The 19,559-nt window shown below is 69.5% G+C and carries 18 protein-coding genes; 6 read left to right on the forward strand and 12 right to left on the reverse strand.

Translation table 11 applies throughout. The features are described from left to right. Positions 1-9: 9 nt before the first annotated feature. From F1D61_RS30070 to F1D61_RS30080, 3 genes are all read right to left on the reverse strand, one after another. Positions 10-807, reverse strand: coding sequence for a class I SAM-dependent methyltransferase (locus F1D61_RS30070; RefSeq protein ID WP_099053399.1), 798 nt, complete (start codon positions 805-807; stop codon positions 10-12). A 146-nt stretch (positions 808-953) separates the two neighbouring features. After that, a complete protein-coding gene (locus F1D61_RS30075) occupies positions 954-3,008 on the reverse strand; it encodes an ATP-binding protein (RefSeq protein WP_060849358.1) in 2,055 nt (684 codons plus the stop codon). A 130-nt stretch (positions 3,009-3,138) separates the two neighbouring features. Continuing rightward, entirely contained in the window at positions 3,139-5,526 is a 2,388-nt protein-coding gene (locus F1D61_RS30080; protein ID WP_060847181.1) for a bifunctional diguanylate cyclase/phosphodiesterase, read from the reverse strand. 658 nt (positions 5,527-6,184) lie between these two features. Here F1D61_RS30080 and nhaA point away from each other — a divergent pair. Together nhaA and F1D61_RS30090 are read left to right on the forward strand one after the other, a co-directional pair. After that, positions 6,185-7,387, forward strand: a complete 1,203-nt coding sequence (gene nhaA / locus F1D61_RS30085) for a Na+/H+ antiporter NhaA (RefSeq protein ID WP_060847182.1) — start codon at positions 6,185-6,187, stop codon at positions 7,385-7,387. Positions 7,388-7,414: 27 nt separating this feature from the next. Then, positions 7,415-8,212 carry a potassium channel family protein gene (locus F1D61_RS30090; protein ID WP_060847183.1) on the forward strand — a complete coding sequence of 266 codons (798 nt, stop codon included), beginning with the start codon at positions 7,415-7,417 and terminating at the stop codon, positions 8,210-8,212. Between the two features lie 31 nt (positions 8,213-8,243). Here the strand turns inward: F1D61_RS30090 and F1D61_RS30095 are convergent, their stop codons facing one another. Then, complete coding sequence (locus tag F1D61_RS30095; RefSeq protein WP_060847184.1) at positions 8,244-9,521, reverse strand: cation:proton antiporter; 1,278 nt, start codon at positions 9,519-9,521, stop codon at positions 8,244-8,246. A 43-nt stretch (positions 9,522-9,564) separates the two neighbouring features. Then, on the reverse strand, positions 9,565-10,101 hold the full coding sequence (locus F1D61_RS30100; RefSeq protein WP_060847185.1) for a DUF421 domain-containing protein: 537 nt from the start codon (positions 10,099-10,101) through the stop codon (positions 9,565-9,567). A 544-nt stretch (positions 10,102-10,645) separates the two neighbouring features. On the opposite strand from F1D61_RS30100, the gene F1D61_RS30105 reads away from it, so the two are divergent. The 4 genes from F1D61_RS30105 (at position 10,646) to F1D61_RS30120 (ending at position 13,650) form a co-directional block, all read left to right on the forward strand. After that, positions 10,646-10,981, forward strand: coding sequence for a PRC-barrel domain-containing protein (locus F1D61_RS30105; protein ID WP_060847186.1), 336 nt, complete (start codon positions 10,646-10,648; stop codon positions 10,979-10,981). A gap of 27 nt (positions 10,982-11,008) precedes the next feature. Further along, complete coding sequence (locus tag F1D61_RS30110; RefSeq protein WP_145984645.1) at positions 11,009-11,272, forward strand: hypothetical protein; 264 nt, start codon at positions 11,009-11,011, stop codon at positions 11,270-11,272. A 102-nt stretch (positions 11,273-11,374) separates the two neighbouring features. Then, positions 11,375-12,334: a mechanosensitive ion channel family protein gene (locus F1D61_RS30115; RefSeq protein ID WP_060847187.1), complete on the forward strand. Its 960-nt coding sequence runs from the start codon at positions 11,375-11,377 to the stop codon at positions 12,332-12,334. After that, positions 12,331-13,650, forward strand: a complete 1,320-nt coding sequence (locus F1D61_RS30120) for a DUF2254 domain-containing protein (RefSeq protein WP_060847188.1) — start codon at positions 12,331-12,333, stop codon at positions 13,648-13,650. The genes F1D61_RS30115 and F1D61_RS30120 overlap by 4 nt, the downstream gene beginning before the upstream one ends. A 190-nt stretch (positions 13,651-13,840) precedes the next feature. On the opposite strand, the gene F1D61_RS30125 is transcribed toward F1D61_RS30120, so the two are convergent. From F1D61_RS30125 to F1D61_RS30150, 7 genes are all read right to left on the reverse strand, one after another. Beyond that, positions 13,841-14,068, reverse strand: coding sequence for a hypothetical protein (locus F1D61_RS30125; RefSeq protein WP_145984646.1), 228 nt, complete (start codon positions 14,066-14,068; stop codon positions 13,841-13,843). Positions 14,069-14,133: 65 nt separating this feature from the next. Beyond that, a complete protein-coding gene (locus F1D61_RS30130; protein WP_060847189.1) occupies positions 14,134-14,799 on the reverse strand; it encodes a response regulator in 666 nt (221 codons plus the stop codon). An 18-nt stretch (positions 14,800-14,817) separates the two neighbouring features. Next, entirely contained in the window at positions 14,818-16,890 is a 2,073-nt protein-coding gene (locus F1D61_RS30135) for a sensor histidine kinase (RefSeq protein ID WP_060847190.1), read from the reverse strand. A 133-nt stretch (positions 16,891-17,023) separates the two neighbouring features. Then, positions 17,024-17,344 (reverse strand): hypothetical protein, encoded by a 321-nt coding sequence (locus F1D61_RS30140; protein ID WP_060847191.1) that lies wholly within the window; start codon positions 17,342-17,344, stop codon positions 17,024-17,026. A gap of 200 nt (positions 17,345-17,544) precedes the next feature. Then, entirely contained in the window at positions 17,545-17,853 is a 309-nt protein-coding gene (locus tag F1D61_RS35155) for a ribosome modulation factor (RefSeq protein WP_348273548.1), read from the reverse strand. Between the two features lie 257 nt (positions 17,854-18,110). Continuing rightward, positions 18,111-18,629, reverse strand: a complete 519-nt coding sequence (locus tag F1D61_RS30145; RefSeq protein WP_060847193.1) for a PRC-barrel domain-containing protein — start codon at positions 18,627-18,629, stop codon at positions 18,111-18,113. 134 nt (positions 18,630-18,763) lie between these two features. Then, positions 18,764-19,192, reverse strand: a complete 429-nt coding sequence (locus F1D61_RS30150; RefSeq protein WP_048446946.1) for a hypothetical protein — start codon at positions 19,190-19,192, stop codon at positions 18,764-18,766. Positions 19,193-19,559 lie beyond the last annotated feature (367 nt).

The raw sequence follows: 19,559 nt of genomic DNA on the forward strand, positions 1-19,559 counted from the left end.
GCGCGCGATCTAGCCGCCTCGACGGCCGACGATGGCCTTCGGGCGGAAGGTGCCTCCGCTGAGGGCGCCGGCCATGGCGGCTTCCAAGCCGCCGTCAAGGATGCGGAGGTCACCCAGCCCACGCTCGACCAGATGGGCGCGGTAGGCCTCATGGTGCGCGATGTCGGCCAGGACGAGGACGCCCCCGGGCCGGAGCACACGTAGCATCTCGTCCAAGACACGTGCGCGGTCGGCCGCGTCGGGCAGGTTGTGGACGACCCAGTGCGAGACTACGGCGTCGAAGCTTCTGTCGGCGAACGGCAGGACGCGCGCATCGGCGGTCGCGACGCTCACCCGGTCCGCAACGCCCTCGCGCCTCGCGTTGTCGAGTGGAGCCTCGGGCATGTTGGCGTCCTGATCCTCGGCTCGCCAGAGGTCGATACCCACGGCCACGCCCGTCGTCAGCCTGCGGGCCGCGCCGACCAGCATCAGGCCTCGGCCGCCGCCGACGTCGAGGACGGCCTCGCAACCCGTCAAGGGGGAAACGACGTCGGCGAGGTCGAGCAGGCGCTCGCGGTCATGCCTTTTCCCGACCCTGCTGCCGTATGTCATGTAAGCGGCCATGCCGAGACCGTAGATGGCCAGCAGCGCGGCGCCTGCCGCGGCCCATCCGGATACGGTCGCCACGGCACCCGTGGCGCGAACCGCCGCCGTGACGGCGACCGAGCAAAGCGCAACGCCACCGATGCCGGCAATCAGCATGCCGCGTCGCACGCCGGGTGCATCGATGCCGTAATCCGGTTCCGACACTTCGGATACTCCGATCATGAGGAAACGACTTGCCCGGGAAGGCGATCAGCGCGCAACGGAGACCAGATGCTTCGTGGCGTCGTCCGGCCTGATCGGGGTTCCTCGACACGACGTGCGAAAGTGAGGCCGGTCATGTCGCCGACCGAGGCCAACCGGATGGGTGGTCACACGGGTTTCCCCAACGCCGGCCGCTGGTTCCCGGCAAGGTGGTTCCGGATGCCCCGGACGAGTTCGGCGATCTCGTATGGCTTCATGTAGAGCGTGTAGCCGAGCTCCGTCGCCTTCGCCGCCGTTGTGCTGTAACCGGAGACCAGGATGACCGGCAGCCCGGGCCAGCGCCGGCGAGCCTCGTTGGCGAGGGCAAGGCCGTCCATCCCGCCCGGCATGACGAGGTCGCTGACCAGGATGTCGACGCCACCTCGCTCAAGCAAGTCCAGCCCCGCCTGCGCGGCATTCGCCTGTTCGACCCGGAAGCCCGCGTCCTCCAGGAACGCGGCGGTCACGGTCCGGACCTCGTCGTTGTCGTCCACCAGCACGACAAGGGCCTGGGCCGCTCCGACCGTGCCCGTATCCGCGGGCCCCGCGGCCTGCTTCGGTACCTCCTCCAGCGCCAAGGGGAGGTGGAGCGTCACGGTGGTGCCGTGGCCCGCCCGGCTCTCGATGTCGGCCGAACCGTTGGACGACTTGGCGAAGCCGTAGACCTGGCTCAGTCCGAGCCCGGTCCCCTTGCCAACGTCCTTCGTCGTGAAGAACGGCTCGAACACGTGCGGCAGGGCCTCGGCCGGGATGCCGCTCCCGGTGTCGTGCAACGACAGCGCGATGCCCTCGCGACCGGTCCGATCCGGCAGGAGGATCCTGCGGGTCGTGATCCGCAAGGTGCCGCCGTCCGGCATCGCGTCCCGGGCGTTGGCGGCGATGTTCAGTAGCGCCAGGTCGAACTGAAGCGGATCGAGCCGGACCGCATGCCGGCCCGGGACGAGGTCGGTCCAGACCTCGATATGGCCGCTGACGGACTGCCGGATCATCGTGAGGGTGGCGAGCAGGCGTTCGTTGAGATCCACCACTTCCGACTTGGCGCCCTGGCCCCGGGAGAATGCGAGCAGCTCGCGGGTCAGGTGCGTGCCGCGTTCCGCCGCCTTGCGGATGGCCGAGACGTAACGCTCCAGCCGCGGCTCGTGGTTGCGCCGGCCCAGCATCTCCAGGTTGCCGAGGATGATCATCAGCAGGTTGTTGAAGTCGTGCGCCACGCCGCCGGTCATGCGCCCGAGCGCTTCCATGCGCACGGCCCGCTCCTGGGCGAGCGTATCCTGCCGCTGCGCCCGGAGTTCGCGCCGGAGCAGGAGGACGAAGGCCGCGGTCATCAGGGCCGCGGCGATACCGGCGGCGCCCAGGACCCAGGCGGCATGCGTCAGCGGCCGGCCGTAGACATCGAGAGGGATGGCGAGGTGGACGGACCATCCCGTTCGGTTGGACTTACGGAAGGCGGTCACCAGGGGCTCGCCCTCCGGCGAGATGCCGTCGTAGACGCCGAAGGTGCCGGCCTCGCGCGCCAGTACCGTCGGCGGCATCGCCCGGGCGCCGACGTTCCCCGGTGTCCGCAAGCTCGCAGCGATGCGGTCCGAGCCGTCGACGAGGTAGGGCCGCCATTCCGGGTCGAGCCCGGTTTTCCCAAGGAGGGCCGTCAGGGGCTTGATGGAGACGACGCCCGTCAGCACGTAGCGGATCGCGCCGTCGCGCCGTACGGGCACGCGGAAGCTTGCCCGCGGCATCCCGTTGCCGGACGGGCCAGGGCCGGCGAGGTCGCCGATGGTCGGCTCGCCCGTGTCGAGGACCCGCCTGTAGCTCCTCTCGTCCACGAGCGGCGGGAGCGGGGTGCCGAAGGGCGAGCCGGTTCGTACCAGCATGTGGCCGTCGGTATCGGCCAGGATGATGCGGTGCCAGAGCGGCAGTTGGCCCCGGAAGCGCTCGGCGAAGCCTTGGAAGGCAGGGAGGTCCGGCTTGTCGCCGTCGAGCGTCGGCGTTTCGGCCAGGACCTTGAGGAGTTCGATCTGTGTGAGGAGCTCCCGGTCCACGGCGCCGAGCATGCGCTCGACCTCGTGCGTCGCCTCGGCGCGCATCGCGGCCTGCTGCTGGCGCAGGAGGAGGAACGACAAGACGCCGGAGAGCGCCACGAGCGGGAGCAAGGCCGCGAGGGCGAGCAGGACGAGACGACGGCGCACCTGCGGCATCCCTCTCGGCAGATCCCGGTCGGATCTGGTACGCCCAGCTTATCCGGACGGTACTCCCGCATCTAGCTCCGCAGTCGCCGCAGCCTCGGCCGCTGGCGGGGTTGCTATGGGCGAGCCGACCTCACGCGAGCTTCCGCTCGCCGGGACCAGGCTGCGCGGTCCCGTGCGTGTGCTGGGCGAACCGGTCGATGGGTGAGGGCCGGCCCATCAGATAGCCTTGTGCCGCGTGGCACTGCTCGGCCGCGAGGAAGCCGAGCTCGGCTTCCGTCTCGACCCCCTCGGCCAGGACCGGCAGCCCGAGGCCGCGGCCAAGGCCCAGCACCGAGCGCACGATGGCGGCGGTCTGCTCGTTGCTGTCGACCGAGCGCACGAACGACTGGTCGATCTTGATCTTGTCGAACGGGAACGAGCGCAGGTTCGAGAGCGACGAGTAGCCGGTGCCGAAGTCGTCCATCGCGATGCGCAGGCCGAGTGCCTTCAACTGGCGAAGCGTCAGGAGCGCCCGGTTCGGATCGCTGATCAGCGCGGTCTCGGTCACCTCGACCTCAAGGCGGTGCGGCGCCAGCCCGGTCCTGAGCAGCACCTCGTGCACGAGGCCGACGAAGTGTGGGCTGTGGATCTGCACCGCCGAGACGTTGACCGCGATGGACAGGGGCCGCGGCCAGGTCGCCGCCTCGCGGCAGGCCTCGCGCAGAACCCACTCGCCGATCCGCAGGATGGCGTCGCTCTCCTCGGCGATGGGGATGAACACGGCGGGGGAGACGAAGCCGCGTTCCGGATGCTTCCAGCGCAGCAGCGCCTCGAAGCCGATGACCTCGCCGGAGCCGACGTCGGTCTGCGGCTGGTAGACGAGATGCATCTGCCCGCGGGCCACGGCGTGGCGCAGGTCGTGTTCGAGCATACGGCGCTCGCGCACCTCCACGCCCATCCTCGCCTCGAAGAAGCGGTAGGTGCCGCGCCCTTCCGACTTCGCCCGATAGAGGGCGGTGTCGGCGTTGCTCAGGAGGGCCGCGCGCTCCCGCGCGTCGTCAGGGTAGAGGGCGACGCCGATGCTGGTCGCGATCTGCGGACCACCCGCCTCGGCCCTGCCGGAGCGCAGCGCCTCCAGGATGCGCTCGGCAAGCCGACCGGCCTCGGACGGCCCGGCGCAGGGCATCAGGACCGCGAACTCGTCGCCGCCGAGCCGGGCCATCATCTGGGTGTCGTCGAGCTCGGCCGAGACGATGCGGGCGACGCTCTCCAGCATGGCGTCGCCGGCGGCGTGGCCGAACAGGTCGTTGACTTCCTTGAAGCGGTCGAGGTCGAGGCAGAGCACCGCGAGCTTGCGCCCGCCCGCGTCGGCGGCGCGCATCTCCTGGTCGAGGCGCCTGCCGAAGCTTGCGCGGTTGGCTAGCCCCGTGAGCGCGTCGTGGTGGGCGAGGAACTGGATCTGGCTCTCGGCTTGGCGCCGCGCCTGCAGGTCGCGCACGGCGACGGCGTAGTGCGGCCGCCCCGCGTGTTCGACCGGCTGCATGATGACCTCGACCGGCACCTGCGTCCCGTCAGCCTGGCGTAGCTCGGCCTCGACCGGTCGCTCGGGCTGGCTGGCCAGGGCGAGCCGCGTCGCGTCCCCGGGCAGGTACGCCGACAGGGCCGTCCCCGCGAGCGCGGCTTGCGGCAGGCCGACGAGCTTGGCGAAGGCGCGGTTCGCGCTGACGATGATGTCGCCGGTGCAGACGACGAGGCCCTCGACGGCGGCGTTGGCGAGGCTGTGCAGACGGTCGGCCTCCAGCTTGGCGTGGCGACGGTCGCGCGCGTCCAGCGCCAGGGCGGCCCCGGCGAGGAGCAGGATGGCGAAGCTCGCCAGAGCCACGGCCACGGCGAGCCAGGCGTTCGGGACGGCGGAGGGCGAGACGGCGAGCGCCGGGTCGGGCGTGACCGTGACGGCACCCATGGCGGTGAAATGGTGGCTGCAGATGGCGAGCAGCAGCAGGAGGGCGGCGGGCAATTGGCGCACGAGGCCGCGGGCGCCGAGCTGCGCCGCCAGCGCGGCGCCGCCCAGCAGGCCACCGAGGGCGAGCGAGATGCCGACGGTGGCCGGGTCCCACGCCTTGTGGCCGGCGACGTCGTAGGCGGCCATGCCGGTGTAGTGCATCGCCGCGATGCCGAACCCGAGCACCGCTCCCCCGGCCCATGCCGCGACCTTGCCGCCGACGAGCACCGCGAGCGAGAGGCCCGAGCCGGCGAGGGCAACCGCGATGACGAGGGAGAGGCCAGTGAGCGCGAGATCGTAGCCGCTCGGGACGCCCGGCGCGAAGGCCAGCATGGCGATGAAGTGGGTGGCCCAGATGCCGGAGCCGCCGGCGGTGGCCGCGACGGTGAGCCAGCCCGACTGGACCCATCCGGCCGCCCGGCGGGCGTGGCTGACGATGCAGACCGTCGTCAGGGCGGACAACGCGCAGATGCCGGCTGCGAGTGCGACCAGACGGAGGTCATGGGCTTCGACGAGGCAACCGACGACGGTGAGCATGGCGCGGACCCGGGTATGTTCGATTCCGGACCATGGGCCGTGGCACCTTAGAGCGGTTTAACGGCGGTCGGCGGGCCCAGGGGATCCACAGGTTGGTCACACCGTCCGCGCACCGGCGACGGACGGTGCCACACGGCCTGCCCACCCGGACCCAAAAGACAGAACGAAAGACACGGTGGGTGCCGCGCCTTCCTTCACTTGGAGCGCCGACACGAGCCACTCCGTCGCGCGGCTTCGAGGTTCTCGTCGGATGCCGATCTCGTCGGGATGCGTCAGGGATCAGCCTCCGCAGGTCCGGTAACTATGGCTGGCCCATGAGGAGGAAGGCGAGCGAGGGCCGGAAGTCGAAAACCCGCTTGAGTGACGGCGCGCTCATCCTCCGACCACCCTCGACACCGCGGTTCCCATCGAACGGATCGAGCTTCGTATCCCCATGCCGCGGGGCTTCCCTTGCCAAACCTGGCGGATAACGCGGAACAAGCATGGCGGCGCCAGTCGGCGCGACGAACCAGCGGGGACCCCACCGGCATGTGATCCGGCGGGGAGCGGGTTGTGCCTGCCGGGCTTCGATGCGATAGCCCGGGCAGGGTGCGCGGTCCGTCGGTCGGACCGGCAGGACGAGCGCTGGTCGGGCCGCCAGCGCCGGAGATCCGTGCCCGTGCCGTCGCCCACCCACGCCGTTTCGCGGCCTCCTCGTCGTCCCCTGTCCGCCCTACGCGACATGCTCGTCAGCGAGGCCGGCGGCGGCCTCGTCCTGATGGCATCCGCGGCGCTCGCGCTGGTGGTGGCCAACTCGCCGCTGGCGGACACCTACTTCACCGCGCTCAAGGCCTATCTCGGCCCGCTCTCGGTCCTGCACTGGATCAACGACGCCCTGATGGCGGTGTTCTTCCTGCTCGTCGGGCTGGAGATCAAGCGCGAGGTGCTCGACGGGCGCCTGCGCACCTGGCCCGACCGCGTGCTGCCGGGGATGGCGGCGCTCGGCGGCATGGCCGCGCCGGCCCTCGTCTACGTCGCCGTGAACTGGAACTCGCCCGAGACCCTGCGGGGCTGGGCCATCCCAGCCGCCACCGACATCGCGTTCGCCCTCGGCGTGCTGGCGCTGCTCGGCCCCAGGGTGCCGGTCTCCCTCAAAGTCTTCCTGACGGCGCTGGCCATCATCGACGACCTGGGAGCCGTACTCATCATCGCGGCGTTCTACACCGCCGACCTGTCGCTTCCGATGCTCGGTGGCGCAGGCCTCACGCTCGCCGTCCTCTACGGGCTCAACAAGGCCGGCGTGGCACGGCTGTGGCCCTACCTGTTGCTCGGCGTGGTACTGTGGGTGTTCGTCCTGAAGTCCGGCGTCCACGCGACCATCGCCGGCGTGTTGCTCGCGTTGACAATCCCGCTGCGCCTCAGCGTCGGCAAGCCGGACGACCCGACCTCGCCGCTGCACATCCTGGAGCACGCGGTCCATCCTTGGTCGGCCTACCTCATCCTGCCGGTCTTCGGCTTCGCCAATGCCGGCGTGTCCCTGGCTGGGTTCAAGCCGGCCATGCTGCTCGATCCGGTTACGCTCGGCGTGGCGCTCGGACTGTTCGTGGGCAAGCAGGTCGGCGTGTTCGGTCTCGTGCTCGCCGCGGTGAGGCTCGGGCTGGCGCAGCGGCCGGCCCATGCGGCCTGGGCGCAGGTTTACGGCGTCTCGCTCCTCTGCGGCGTCGGCTTCACGATGAGCCTGTTCATCGGCCTGCTCGCCTTCGCGAACGCGCCGGAGCTTGAGGCCGAAACCAAGGTCGGCGTGCTGATCGGCTCCCTCGCTTGCATGGCCGCCGGGGCCCTGGTGCTGCGGTTCGCCCCGGCCCGACCGTCCCGACGCTGAGGCGGACACGGTCACCGCGGGATTTCGATGTCGCCCCTTGCACACCGACTTTCGACGGCGACGCCCGTCGCGAAGCTCCGCGAGCTCTACGAGGGCGACGCGCCGGGCGCGCACCGCTTCCGCTACGCCCTGCTCGTGTTCGACGTGGCGACCGTCGCCTTCGTGGTCGCCACGTCGTTCCTGCCGCTGTCACCGTGGATCGTCGCCTGCGACGTGGCGGTAGGCCTGTGCGTCCTGCTCGACTTCGCCGCCCGCCTCGTCGTCAGCCGCGCCCCGCTGCGCGAGTTCCGTCACCTGAGCACCTGGACGGACCTCGTGGCGGTAGCCTCGTTCCTCGCCCCCGTTCTCGTCGAGGGCGTCGGCTTCCTGCGCATCCTGCGCACGCTGCGGCTGCTGCGCACCTACCACCTGCTGGAGAGGTTGCGGAAGGACAGCGACCTGTTCCGCCGGAATGAGGACGCGATCCTGGCCGCGACCAACCTCGTGGTGTTCGTCTTCGTCATGACGGGCATCGTCTATGCCACGCAACACGGCGGCAATCCGGCGATCCAGACACCGGTCGACGCCCTGTACTTCACGGTCACGTCGCTGACGACGACCGGGTACGGCGACATCACCCTCCCTGGGGCGACCGGCCGGCTGCTCTCGGTGTTCGTGATGATCTGCGGCGTGACGCTGTTCTTCCGCCTCGCCCAGGTGGTGTTCCGCCCCTACAAGGTGCGCTTCCCCTGCGAGGCCTGCGGGCTGCAGCGCCATGAGCCGGACGCCGTGCACTGCAAGGCCTGCGGCCACCTGCTGAACATCCCGGACGAGGGTGATTATTGAGACAGGTGCGGGCTGACCAGTCCCGACGTCATCAGGTCGGCCGGCTCCGATCGTCCCGGCCCTCGCGAAGCGTCCGCCGCGCAACCATGCCGAGCGTCGAGCCCTGCACCACGATGGTGAACAGCACGACCGCGTAGGTCGCCGCGAGGAGAGCCGGCTTCGCCGCATTCTCCGGAACAGACAGCGCGAGCGCCACCGAGATGCCGCCGCGCACCCCCGCCCAGGTCAGGAACGGCACGTTGCGCGCCGACAGGTGTCCGCCCCAGCGGAAGACCAGCAGCGGCATCGAGACCGCCGCGAGTCGGGCGAGGAGCACGATGGGGACAGCGCAGGCGGCGAGCACCAGCCCGCTCGCCGCAAAGCGCAGCACCAGGACCTCCAGCCCGATCAGCAGGAACAGAACCGAGTTCAGCACCTCGTCGATAAGCGTCCAGAGCGAGGAGACGTAGCCTTGCGTCCGCTCGCTCATCGCGTCGCGCGGGGCCCGGTCGCCGACCAGCAATCCCGCGGCGACAACCGCCAGAGGACCGCTGGCCCCGAGCTTCTGGGCGAGCGCGTAGGTGCCGGCGACCAGCGCCAGGGTGATCAGTACCTCGACGGGAAAGTCGTCGATGGCGCGCATGGCGCGATAGGCCAGGTAACCGGTCGCCACCCCGAGAGCGAGGCCGCCTCCGGCCTCGTGCAGGAGGAGCTTGGCGACGCCACCGACGCTAGTGGCTTCAGCCCCCGTCCCGGCCGCGAAGGTCACGAGGACCGTGAACAGCACGATGCCAACGCCGTCGTTGAACAGGGCCTCGCCCTGCATCTCGATTTCCAGCGCCTCGGGCACCTTCACGTTCTTCAGCGTGGCGAGCACCGCCACCGGATCGGTCGGGCTGATGAGGGCGCCGAACACCAGGGCCCACGGCAATGGAATCGGGTGATCTATGGCCTGCGAGGCCGCCCAGAACGCGCCGCCAACGAGGCCGGTCGAGATTAGGGTGCCGAGGAGGGCGAGCGTCGCCACCGGCCAGGCCCGGTCACGCAGAGACCGCAGGTCGAGGCTCATGGCCCCGGCAAAGAGCAGGAAGGCCAGCATGCCGTTCATCACCACGTCGGTGAAGTCGACCTGCCGGAGCACCCGCGTGAGGTCCTCGTAGAGGTGCTGGTCCGGGAAGGCGAGGTCGAGTGCGATGAGGGCGAGCGAGGCCGCCAGGCCCATCACGAGCAGACCGATGGTGTGGGGCAACCGCAAAAAGCGATGGTTCAACCAGCCGAACAACGCCGAGAGGGTGAGGAGCAGCGCAGCGAGATCGAAGATGGAGATCACGAGTCACCCTTGTGCTTGCGCTGCGAGCGTCGCGACAGTGCCGTCAAGCCCGTCCCGGCCGACGCGACGGCGTCTCCGGCTGCGGAACGCCCATTACACCGGGCGTCCGGTCCGACGACGCCTTGAGCACGCTGATCGAGCCGTCCGTTTCGAGCACGACGGCCGCTGCCTGCGAGAGGTCGTCCAACCCCTCGGACCGCAAGGCAGAGAGGATGTCGTCCCGGGTGACGCGCTGCCGGCGCATCGCTCCCGTGAGCAGTTCTCCGTCGTTGGCAAGCAAAGTCGGTTCGGCCTTGACCAGCCCTTCGATCAAGGATGATCGCACGCTCGACCACGTGATCAGGTATTGCAACGCGATCAGCGTCGCGAGGGCGAGCACGCCCTCGAGCAGCGCCACCGACTTCGTCAGAACGATGGAAGACAGGGTCGAGCCGAGCGCCACCGTGACGACCAAATCGAAGGCGTTGAGCTTCGTCAGGGTCCGCTTGCCAGAGATCCGGAGGAACAGGACGAGGGCGACGTACGCCAGCGGGCCGACGATCACCACCCGCGCCAGGCCGGACCAGGTGTCGAAGAACATGATAGGGCTCTCACGAAAACGCTCACCCGGACATGGCCGTCGGCGGACCACGCCTGTCGTGGATGTCCGACCTGGCCGCAGGAACGGTCTCGCCTGCGGTCCATGCCGGTGATGGAGCCGTCGCTTTCGCAAGCTGCCGACATCGACAGGCAAGCCTTTGCCGATCGATGTGGTTCCCGGCCGTGCCGCCGAACCGACGGTCGATCGGCGTCGCGACAGTGCGACACGCGGATCAGGCCGGCCTTCATCCCGGCTGTGTCAGCACGCCGGGAACAGTCTATCCGCAGCGGCCAAATTCGAGAGATCCTGAATTTCTGCTGAACATTCTCGCTACGCGCACGTTTGTGACCGAGTCCGGTGTCCGTGGGAAAGACTGCAGACGCGTACCGGGCTCGGCTCGCAAACCAAGCTGGATCAAGGGAGGCCGTCGATGTCTAAAAACACCGTGCTGGCTGCGCTCGCGCTCAGCTGCATTGCGGCCCCAGTCCTTGCCCAGACTCCTACACCGCCGGCGGCCGCGCCAGCGTCATCCCCAGACACGGGAATGAAGATGGCCGACACGGCGACGGTCAAGCTGAAATACGTGACCGTCAAGCCGGCCGACGTGATGTCGTCGAAGCTCGTCGGCACCACCGTGTACAACAACAAGAATGAGAATGTCGGCGAGGTCGAGGATCTCGTCATCGAGAACGGCAAGACGATCACCGGCGTCGTCGTCAGCGTCGGGGGCTTCCTCGGCCTCGGCGAGAGCTACGTCGTGCTCGATCCCTCGACCCTGGCCATCAGCAACAAGGACGGCAAATGGGCGGTCCATGCCGATACCGACAAGGATACGCTGAAGAACGCACCGAAATTTGAGTACTCGAAGAAGAAGAGCTGAGACCATCCGAACACAGGAGACACCATCATGAAGCGCACGATCGTCGCCACCGCATTGCTCGCCGGCCTCGGCTTCTGCTCCCTGGCTGTCCCGTCGCAGGCCATGCCCGCAGCGCCGGCCGGCATGAAAAGCGGTGTTGATACCAACCTCGTCCAGGTCCGCATGTCGCGTCGCCATATGCGTCGCCACCGGATGCGGCAGGGATCCGCGAGCCGCGGCAATGCCGGAATGCCGTCGCGCGGAGCGAGAGGCCAGCAATACGGTCAGACGACCGGCGGGCCCCGTCGCTGACCGTCAGGGACTTTCATTGAGTGCAACGTTCGCCGTGGCGGACTAAAGCGCCGCCGGATGCCAGTTACGCGTCCGGCGGCTTCCTCATGATCAAGAGCGGACATGATATTCTCGGAAGCTCTCGCACGTCTGGAACAGCTCGGCCGTGCGAGCGTCGCCCTTCTGCCGGGGCTCGCCGTCGCCCTTGTCCTGTTCGGCCTCGGCCTGCTGGTGGCCCGGGGCGTCCGGGCCGGCGTGCGCCGGGCTGCCGCACTGCGCGACGCCTCGCCCGGATCCGCCGCGGTGCTCGGGCGCATCGCCGGCGGGGTGACCATCCTGGTGTCGTTCCTGATCGCCGCCTCGGTGGCGTTCCCATCGGTCTCGGCCGCCGACCTGTTCAACCTGCTCGGCATCGGCGGCGTCGCCATCGGCTTCGCCTTCCGCGACGTGCTCCAGAATCTGCTCGCCGGCATCCTGATCCTCCTGACGCGCCCCTTCGTCATCGGCGACCAGATCCGGGCCGGCTCGCACGAGGGCACCGTCGAGGACGTATGGGTGCGGGCGACGGTGCTGCGCACCTACGACAATCAGCGCGTGCTGATCCCGAACGCCACTCTGTTCGTCGACAAGATCACCGTCATCACCGCGCACGAGAAGCGCCGGCTCGCCTTCCCGCTCACCATCGGCAATGGCGACGACATCCGCGAGGCGCGCCGGGTCATCGTCGAGGCCTTGCGCGCGACGGAAGGCGTGCTCGCCGACCCGCCGCCGGAGGCGCTGGTCACCGGCCTCGGGGCGGCCGGTGTCGACATGACGGCTCGGCTGTGGATCGATCCGCCCCGGCGCCGGGACGCCGTCGACGCTCTCGACCACGCCATCGCCAACGTGAAGGAGGCGTTGACGGAAGCCGGCATCGACCTTCCCTATCCGACGAGCCAGGTGCTCCTGCACGACCAGACCGAGGAGACGGACGGCGACCGCTCCCGCCAGCGCGAGGGCTGGCCCGAGGGGACGAGCCCACCCCGGCCCCGGTGGCGGGTGCAGCGGGAGGACGAGGCCCGGCGCGAGGAGGAGCGGGTTTGAGGTCGCGGCTCCGCGCCTGGATCGAGGCCCTGGGCGATCAGTTCTGGCTGCGCCCGGCCCTCATCGTCCTCGGCAGCCTGACGCTGGCGCAGCTCGCGGTCTGGCTCGAGACGGCCCACATCGCCGGCTACGATGCTTCCTCGCCCGACGCGAACTGGGGCTATTCGGGGGGCGCCGAGGGCGCGCGGGCCCTGCTCAGCGCCGTCGCCTCCTCGACCATCGGGGTGGCGGGAACGACCTTCTCGATCACCATCGCCGCCCTGACGCTCGCCTCGAGCCAGATGGGACCGCGGCTCCTGCGCAACTTCGTGCGCGACGCCCGCAATCAGGTCGTGCTCGGCATCTTCCTCGGTACTTTCGCCTATGCGCTGATGGTCCTGCGCACGGTCCGCACGGTGCAGGAGAGTCCCTTCGTTCCTCACCTCGCCATCACCGGAGCCATCGCGCTCGCGCTCCTCTCGCTCGCTACCCTGGTCTGGTTCGTCCACCACATCGCCACCAGCATCAACGTCGAGACGGTGGTCGATGCCGTCCACCACGACCTCTGCGAGGCCGTGGCGGCACGGACCCGCGAGGCGCCGGACCTGACGGCTCCGTCCGGGACCCCGGGCGGTGCTCCCGTGGCGGCGGCGCAGGGCGGATACCTTCAGGCCGTCGATGCGGACAGTCTGGCCGATTGGGCACGAGACCGCGGGATCGTCGTCGCCTTGCGGGTGCGACCGGGGGACTACGTGCCGACGGGTTTCCCGGTCGCGTTTCTCTCGGCTCCCGTCGACGAGGCGCCGGAAGCCGTGGCGCGCGCACTCGTCTTCGGACGACGCCCGGCCGCCCTGCAGGATCTGGAATACTCGGTGCGGCAACTCGTCGAGATCGCCGTGCGGGCGCTCTCGCCGGGCATCAACGACCCGATGACGGCGGGGAGCGTCCTCGATCACCTGGGCGATGCGCTCTGCCGCATCGCGCCGCGCTATCTGCCGACCGGGGCGGTCGACCGGGATGGCTGCATCGTGCTCCTTCACCCGGTCACGGACTACGGCGGGCTGTGCGACGCCATGTTCCACATGATTCGCCAGAACGCCGCCGGCTCGGTGCACGTGCTCGGGCGCCTGCTCGATGTCCTCTCCCGCGTCGCGGAGGTCGAGCGTTCGACCGACCGCGTCGCCGAGCTTCGCAGGCACGCGGATCTGGCCGTGGCCGCGGCACGGCGCAACATCGACGACCCTCAGGACCTCGCGGACATCGAGGAACGCCATGCCTGCTTCCTGCATGCGCAGGACGGCCGGCCCGCACGGAAGGACAGGCACTTTGGCGTTTGAATGCCAAGCCCCGTCCATTCGCCTTGGGCAGAGTCGCGGAAGACCGACCACGTCATCAGAACCTGCAATCGAGATTGCCATCGCGCAGGCCCCGCTGCCGGACGAGGCCGGGCACGGGCCCGCCCCTATCTCACTGTGTTCAAGCATAAAGGTGGACGGGAAGCCGTCCTGCGGCAGGGCCCCGGGTCCGTCACAGTCCCGTCGCCTCGGCCGCCGACAGCTCGCGTCCGAGAAGGCTCGCCGCCTGCGCCCGGCGCATCAGCGCCTTGACCCGCTGGTCCCGACCCATGCGTCGAAGCCTGCGTCCCCCTGCTCGATTTCCCAGGTCGATCAGAACGGACGCTGCCGTGCCAAGGGCATCCGCGACGGCATCGAGCGTCGCGGCTTCACGAACGAGCAGAGCAACGGATTCCTGCATGCGTCTCTCCCGTGTGGTCGGCGCCGCGCAGACGGCAGTCGGCCGCTCTCGTCGGCGCGCAGCCGCTATCGCAGCGTGAGCGCGTCGAGCCAGCCGCGGGCCGCGGCGTAGCGGATGATCTCGGCGCGCGTCTTCAGTCCGAGCTTCTCGGCGGCGCGCGCCTTGTAGGTCTCGATCGACTTCACGCTGACGTCGATGCGCCGGGCGATCTCCTTGTTGCTCAAGCCTCGTGCGATCAACCGCAGGGTCTCGGCCTCCCGCGGGCTCAGCGCCTCGCCGCTCCTGGCGGCGTCGGGATCACCGGCGGCGCCGGAGCTGTCCGCCAGGGCCTGGCCCGCGACGGACGGATCGAGATAGATGCCGCCCGTGGCGACCGCGCGGACCGCGCGGAGCAGGTCGTCCGCCGCCGAGCGTTTCAGGAGGTAGCCCCGGGCGCCGCACTTGAGCAGCGGCTGGACGTAGGCCGCGTCCTCGTGGACCGTGAGCACGAGCACCCGGGTGGTCGGGCAATCGCGGGCGACGCGCTCCGTCAGTTCGAGGCCGTTGAGCCCGGGCATCGAGACGTCGACGACCGCGACATCGGGCATGGCCTCCTCGATCATCCGCAGGGCGTCACGACCGCATGTCGCCTCGCCGACGAGCTCGATTTCCGGGTCGGCGTTCAGGAGTGCGCGGACGCCCGCCAGAACGACGGGGTGGTCGTCGGCCAGGGCGACGCGGATGCGATTCATGCGGTATCTCCTCGAAGCTCAAGCCGGCCGCGGCACCGGGATAGTAACGAACAGCGTGGTGCCGATATCCGGCGAGGTCTCCAGCGTCAGCGTGCCGGCCAAGAGCGACAGGCGCTCGCGGATGCCCGACAGGCCGAGACGCGGCTTGCCGCGCCCGCCCTCCGCCAGTCGCTCGGGCATGGCCTCGGCGTTGAAGCCGACCCCGTCGTCCTCGATGATCACCCGCATCGCCTCGGCGCCGTGCTCGACCGAGACGCTGACGGTAGAGGCCCGGGCGTGCTTGAGGACGTTGGTCAGCGCCTCCTGCACGATCCGGTAGACGGCGGTCTCGATCGCCGCCGGCAGCCGTACCGCCTCACCGAGGAATTCCAAGTCGGCGCGGATGCCGTGACGCTGGCTCCACTCGCGCAGCAGAGCGGTCAGCGCCTCCCGGAGCCCGAGGTCGTCGAGAGCCGTCGGCCGGAGATCGACGGCGGCCCGGTGGATGTCGCGTCCGATCTCGCCGGCCAGCGCCTGCAACCACTGCACGTGGCGTCCCACCTCGTCCGTCGCCGCCTCCCCGATCAGCCGTTCCAGGCTCTTCAGGCCGAGCGACAGGCCGGTCACCGTCTGGCCGACCTGGTCGTGCAGCTCGCGGGCGATCCGGCGCTGCTCGTTCTCCTGCGCCTCGCCGAGGCGACGCAGCATCTCCTTGCGCTCCGCCTCGGCGCGCTTGCGCGGTTCGATGTCCGACACGACGCCGTAGAACAGGCCGGTCGGCGTCTCGTCGTGCAGCCGTGGCGCGCGACCGGTCAAGCGGACCCATCGCGGACCACCGTCTCCGACCACCCGGAACTCGACGTCGAGCGGTCGGCCGTCCGCCAGGCTTCGACGCAGGGCGCCCGTCAGCCGCTCGCGATCGTCGGAATGGACCGCCGATAGGGCCGCGTCGACCTCCGCCTCAATGTCCTGCTCCTCCGGAGCCTTCGTCTTCCATTCGAGCAGGTGTGCGGCCCGCGCCGAGCCGCTCACCCGTTCCTGCACGGTGTCCCAGCGCAAGGTGCCGAGATCCGCGGCTTCCGCGGCCACGGCGCCCTGCTCCTGGCTCGACCGGAGGACGAGGGTGAAGCGCGCCCGCTCTCCCGCACGCCGCTGAGCCATGTCGCGGCCCACCAGTCCGACCAGCGCCAGGGCGAGACCGATGCTGAGCACGCTTCCGCCCGCCAGCACGAGGTAGGAGCGCGAGACCGGGGCGTTGAGGGCGGCCACCGGCATCCCGAAATGCACTGACCAGCCGCCCGTATCTTTGAGCGTGCGGTAGACGACCTCGACGTTCGAGCCCTCCAGGGTCGAACCTGTGTAGAACCCTTGCGGCGCGCGCCGGATCGCGGCCTGCAGGGCGGCGTTCCCCGGCTGGCCGAGCTCCTCCGCCTCGGCGCGGGTACGGGCGATCGTATTCCCGTCTGCGTCGACGATGGTGCCGACCCAGCCTTCCGGCGCCCCGGCGTCGCGCAGGATCGAGCTGACCGCATTGGTGGCGAGCCGGACCGAGAGGACGTAGCGCAGTTCCCCGTCCCGGAGGACGGGCACGCGCAACGCGACGAGGCGCTTGCCCGAGACCGACCCGACCGGACCGATTCCGCCGATCACGGCACGATGGGTGCGCACGACGGCGTCGAAGCTCTTGCGGTCGGACGTCGGGCCGAGTTCCTCGTCGAGGGAGCGGAGCAGGTTGACGACCTGGGTGCCGTCGGGCCCGGCGAGTTCGACGGTCGCCCACAACGGATGGGCCTGTCGCAGCCGCTCGGCCTCGGCGTAGAACGCGGCCAGGTCCGGTCGGTCGAGCGTCGCCGACGCGGCTTCGGTCTCGAGGATGGAGATCTGCGCGGCGATGTCGGAGGCGACGCGCTCGGCGACGCGGGTCGCACTGGCCTCCGCGGCGCTGCGGCCGAGGTCGCGCTGTTGCTGCGCCAGCAGGGTGGCCACCCAGCCGCTGAGAAGCAGGACCGGGATGGCGGCCGCGAAGGTCAGGGCGACGAAGGTCCGGCCGTTCCCGCGGCTCAGCTGCTGTTCGAGTGCCTGATGGGCATCGCCCGCACGTCGTCCACTCATGCAAGGTGCTCGGTGATGCTCTCCGGCTAAGCGCCGCCCGCAACCTCGGTCCATCGCGGGTCGGCGGTCGGCACGAGCCCGCCGCCGGGCGATGGGCGAACCCTTGCATTTTACGGCCGGAGCGCCGCAGCGGCTAGCTCCGCGTCGGCGCGCAGCGAGGCTTGGGCGCATAGAGGAGCTCGGGCACCGGTTCGGGTGCGGGTTCGGCCAGCGCGCCCGCATCGCCGAGAAGGCGACGCCCCGAGGTGATGACCTGAATGATCTGCCGGTCGCCCCGCGCCTCCCGCACGGTTCGCTCCAGGCGTCGCAGCCGCTCGACGAGGTCCGGCGGCGCCGCCGAAGGATCGGTCAGGTAGGCCTCGACCAGAACGGTCACGACCCGCTCCAGACGTCCGTAGGAGTGATCCTTGAGAGATTGCAGAGAGGTCCGTCGCACGGTGTCGTCTCCCTCCATGCGGCTCCGTCCCGGACGGGCCGGATGCTCACCCGCGGGTGGCATGCCCCCGGGAAGTCGGGTTCATGCCGGGGCGGGGATTGACCTGGGCCGCCATTCGCGGCTGTCCGGACCGGTCCTCGTCGCTGCCGACGCATCGTCCGACGCTCACCGGCAGGAACGCCGGAGCATGGCTGCAACTCGCGAACCGGCGTCCGCCCTCAGCCCTGCGTGGAAAGCGGCGGGATCGACGGCGTCGCAACGAGTCCCGCGACGTCGACCGGTGTCGCGGCCTGTCGGGTGAGGGCCGGGTGGGGCGCCCGTTGCACCATGTGCCAGGCGCCTCCATCGTACCCCTCGAACCAGGCCCGGCGCTCGCGCGAGTCCAGGGGATAGGGACACGCATCTCTCCGCCGGCCGCCCGTCCTGGCACGCGCACCTTGCCTGATCACGTCCATGAGCATCTGTGCTTGTCTCTCATTTGTTCCGGATAGATTTCCAGAGACATGAGATTGGCACGCAATCCACATCGAATCACAAGCAAATTTTTCGATCTATGCCGTTCTCTCTGACGCTTGTCAGGACAATCCCGACACGGGACGACTACGGAGAAGCTTGACAGGACCGGAACCGGTCCCGCGAAGCGGCACGCATGTGAGCCAATCGGTGGCGGCGAGGGATCGGCCGCACCGATCCCTCGCGCTCATGTTTGCCACGAACGTCCTTACCACCGTCGCCGCTAGCCGCAGCCGACAGGGCAGCAGGCAACGCGCGAGGTGCGGTTCGATTAGGTGCGGGTCATCTTGTTATACTTGAATTCCGGCGCATTCTTGAGCGCGTCCTTGTCGGCGTCGACCATCGCCTTGAGCCCCCCGTCGGTGCGATGCAGGAAGATCGTCGAGGGGTCGATCAGCACATAGCGTTCGCCCAGGCCGAGGAAGCCGCCGACGCTGACGACGACGCCGGTGATCGTCTTGCCGTTCTCGACGACCAGGTCCTCGATCTCGCCGACCGTCTCGTTCTGCTTGTTGTAGAGATTCTTGCCGACGAGCTTCGAGGTGGTGACCTCGGCCGGCTTCGCAGTGACGAACTTGATCTTGGCCGTCGCCGTGTCGGCCATGGTCATGCCGCCCGCATGGTTCTGGCTCGCCTGTCCCGGCGCTGCCGGCATCGCGGTGGTGGAGGGCTGTGCCGTCATCGGGTTCGGTTGAGCCCCAGGGGCCAGGGTGGAGGACTTGTCCTGCGCGAGCGCGGGCGATGCGAGGACGGCGCTGCCGATCAAGGCGGTGACGATGATGCTCTTCATGTGCAAGACCTAACCTAGAGTGAGAGAGTGCGGCACAGGGACGGTCCATGTCCCGATGCCCCGCGGGATTGTCTATTCTTGAGCGACGTCTCGCACCGGCTTAGTGCGGCCGCGACGCGCGTCGAGGCTCGTCTTCAGTAGCCGCAGGTGCAGACGGGTCGGCCCGCACCGTAGCCGTAGCCGTAGCCGACCGGGGCGTATGGGGACCCGTAGCCGTAGTATCCGCCGTAATAGGCGGGCCGGGCGGCGGTCGCGGCCAGTCCGAGGCCGAAGCCGGCCGCGAGCCCGAGCCCGCGATAGCCGCGCCGATAACCATATCGGCCGTAATGACGGCCATATCCGAAGCGCGCCGCACGTAGGCCGGTGCCGCGGTAGCCGCCAAAGCCCCGGTAGTGGCGCCTAGCACCGACAGATCGATACCCCCTGAAGCCGTGGCGCATCCCGTGGAAGCCGCCGTGATGGCCGGCGAAGCCGTGCCCCCTGCCGAAGGGACGCGCTTCGCTCGGTGCCGAGAATAGGACGAGGCTCGATGCCGCCGCGAGGGCGAGAGCAAGATGTTTCATGACGATCGGCTCCATGATGGCCGGGACGGGTCGTGCGAGGCACCAAGGTCCGCTCGCGGTGGCCTGGATGTCGGCCTGCGAGACGGCTTGGCCGGCTCGACGTGACGGCGTCCCATTCGGGGCGATGACGCTCTGGTTGTCCTCGGCGCCGTCTGAAACGGGGAAGGTTGCCTCAAGCCCGGAGGCTCGCCTTCCCGCTCGACCTCTCATCTGTGGCGCGGGGCGTGGCCCGGCAGTCGGAGGAAACCGTAGTCTTGTCGGGATAACCCTGACAGATCCGAGACCCGCCCTGCAGGCGGTCACCTCGCCGGGATTGTCGATTGACGATTGCTTAAGCACGATCCTCCGAGCTTGCGGCCCACCGGCA

It is taken from the genome of Methylobacterium aquaticum (assembly GCF_016804325.1).
Taxonomy (GTDB): Bacteria; Pseudomonadota; Alphaproteobacteria; order Rhizobiales; family Beijerinckiaceae; genus Methylobacterium; species Methylobacterium aquaticum_C.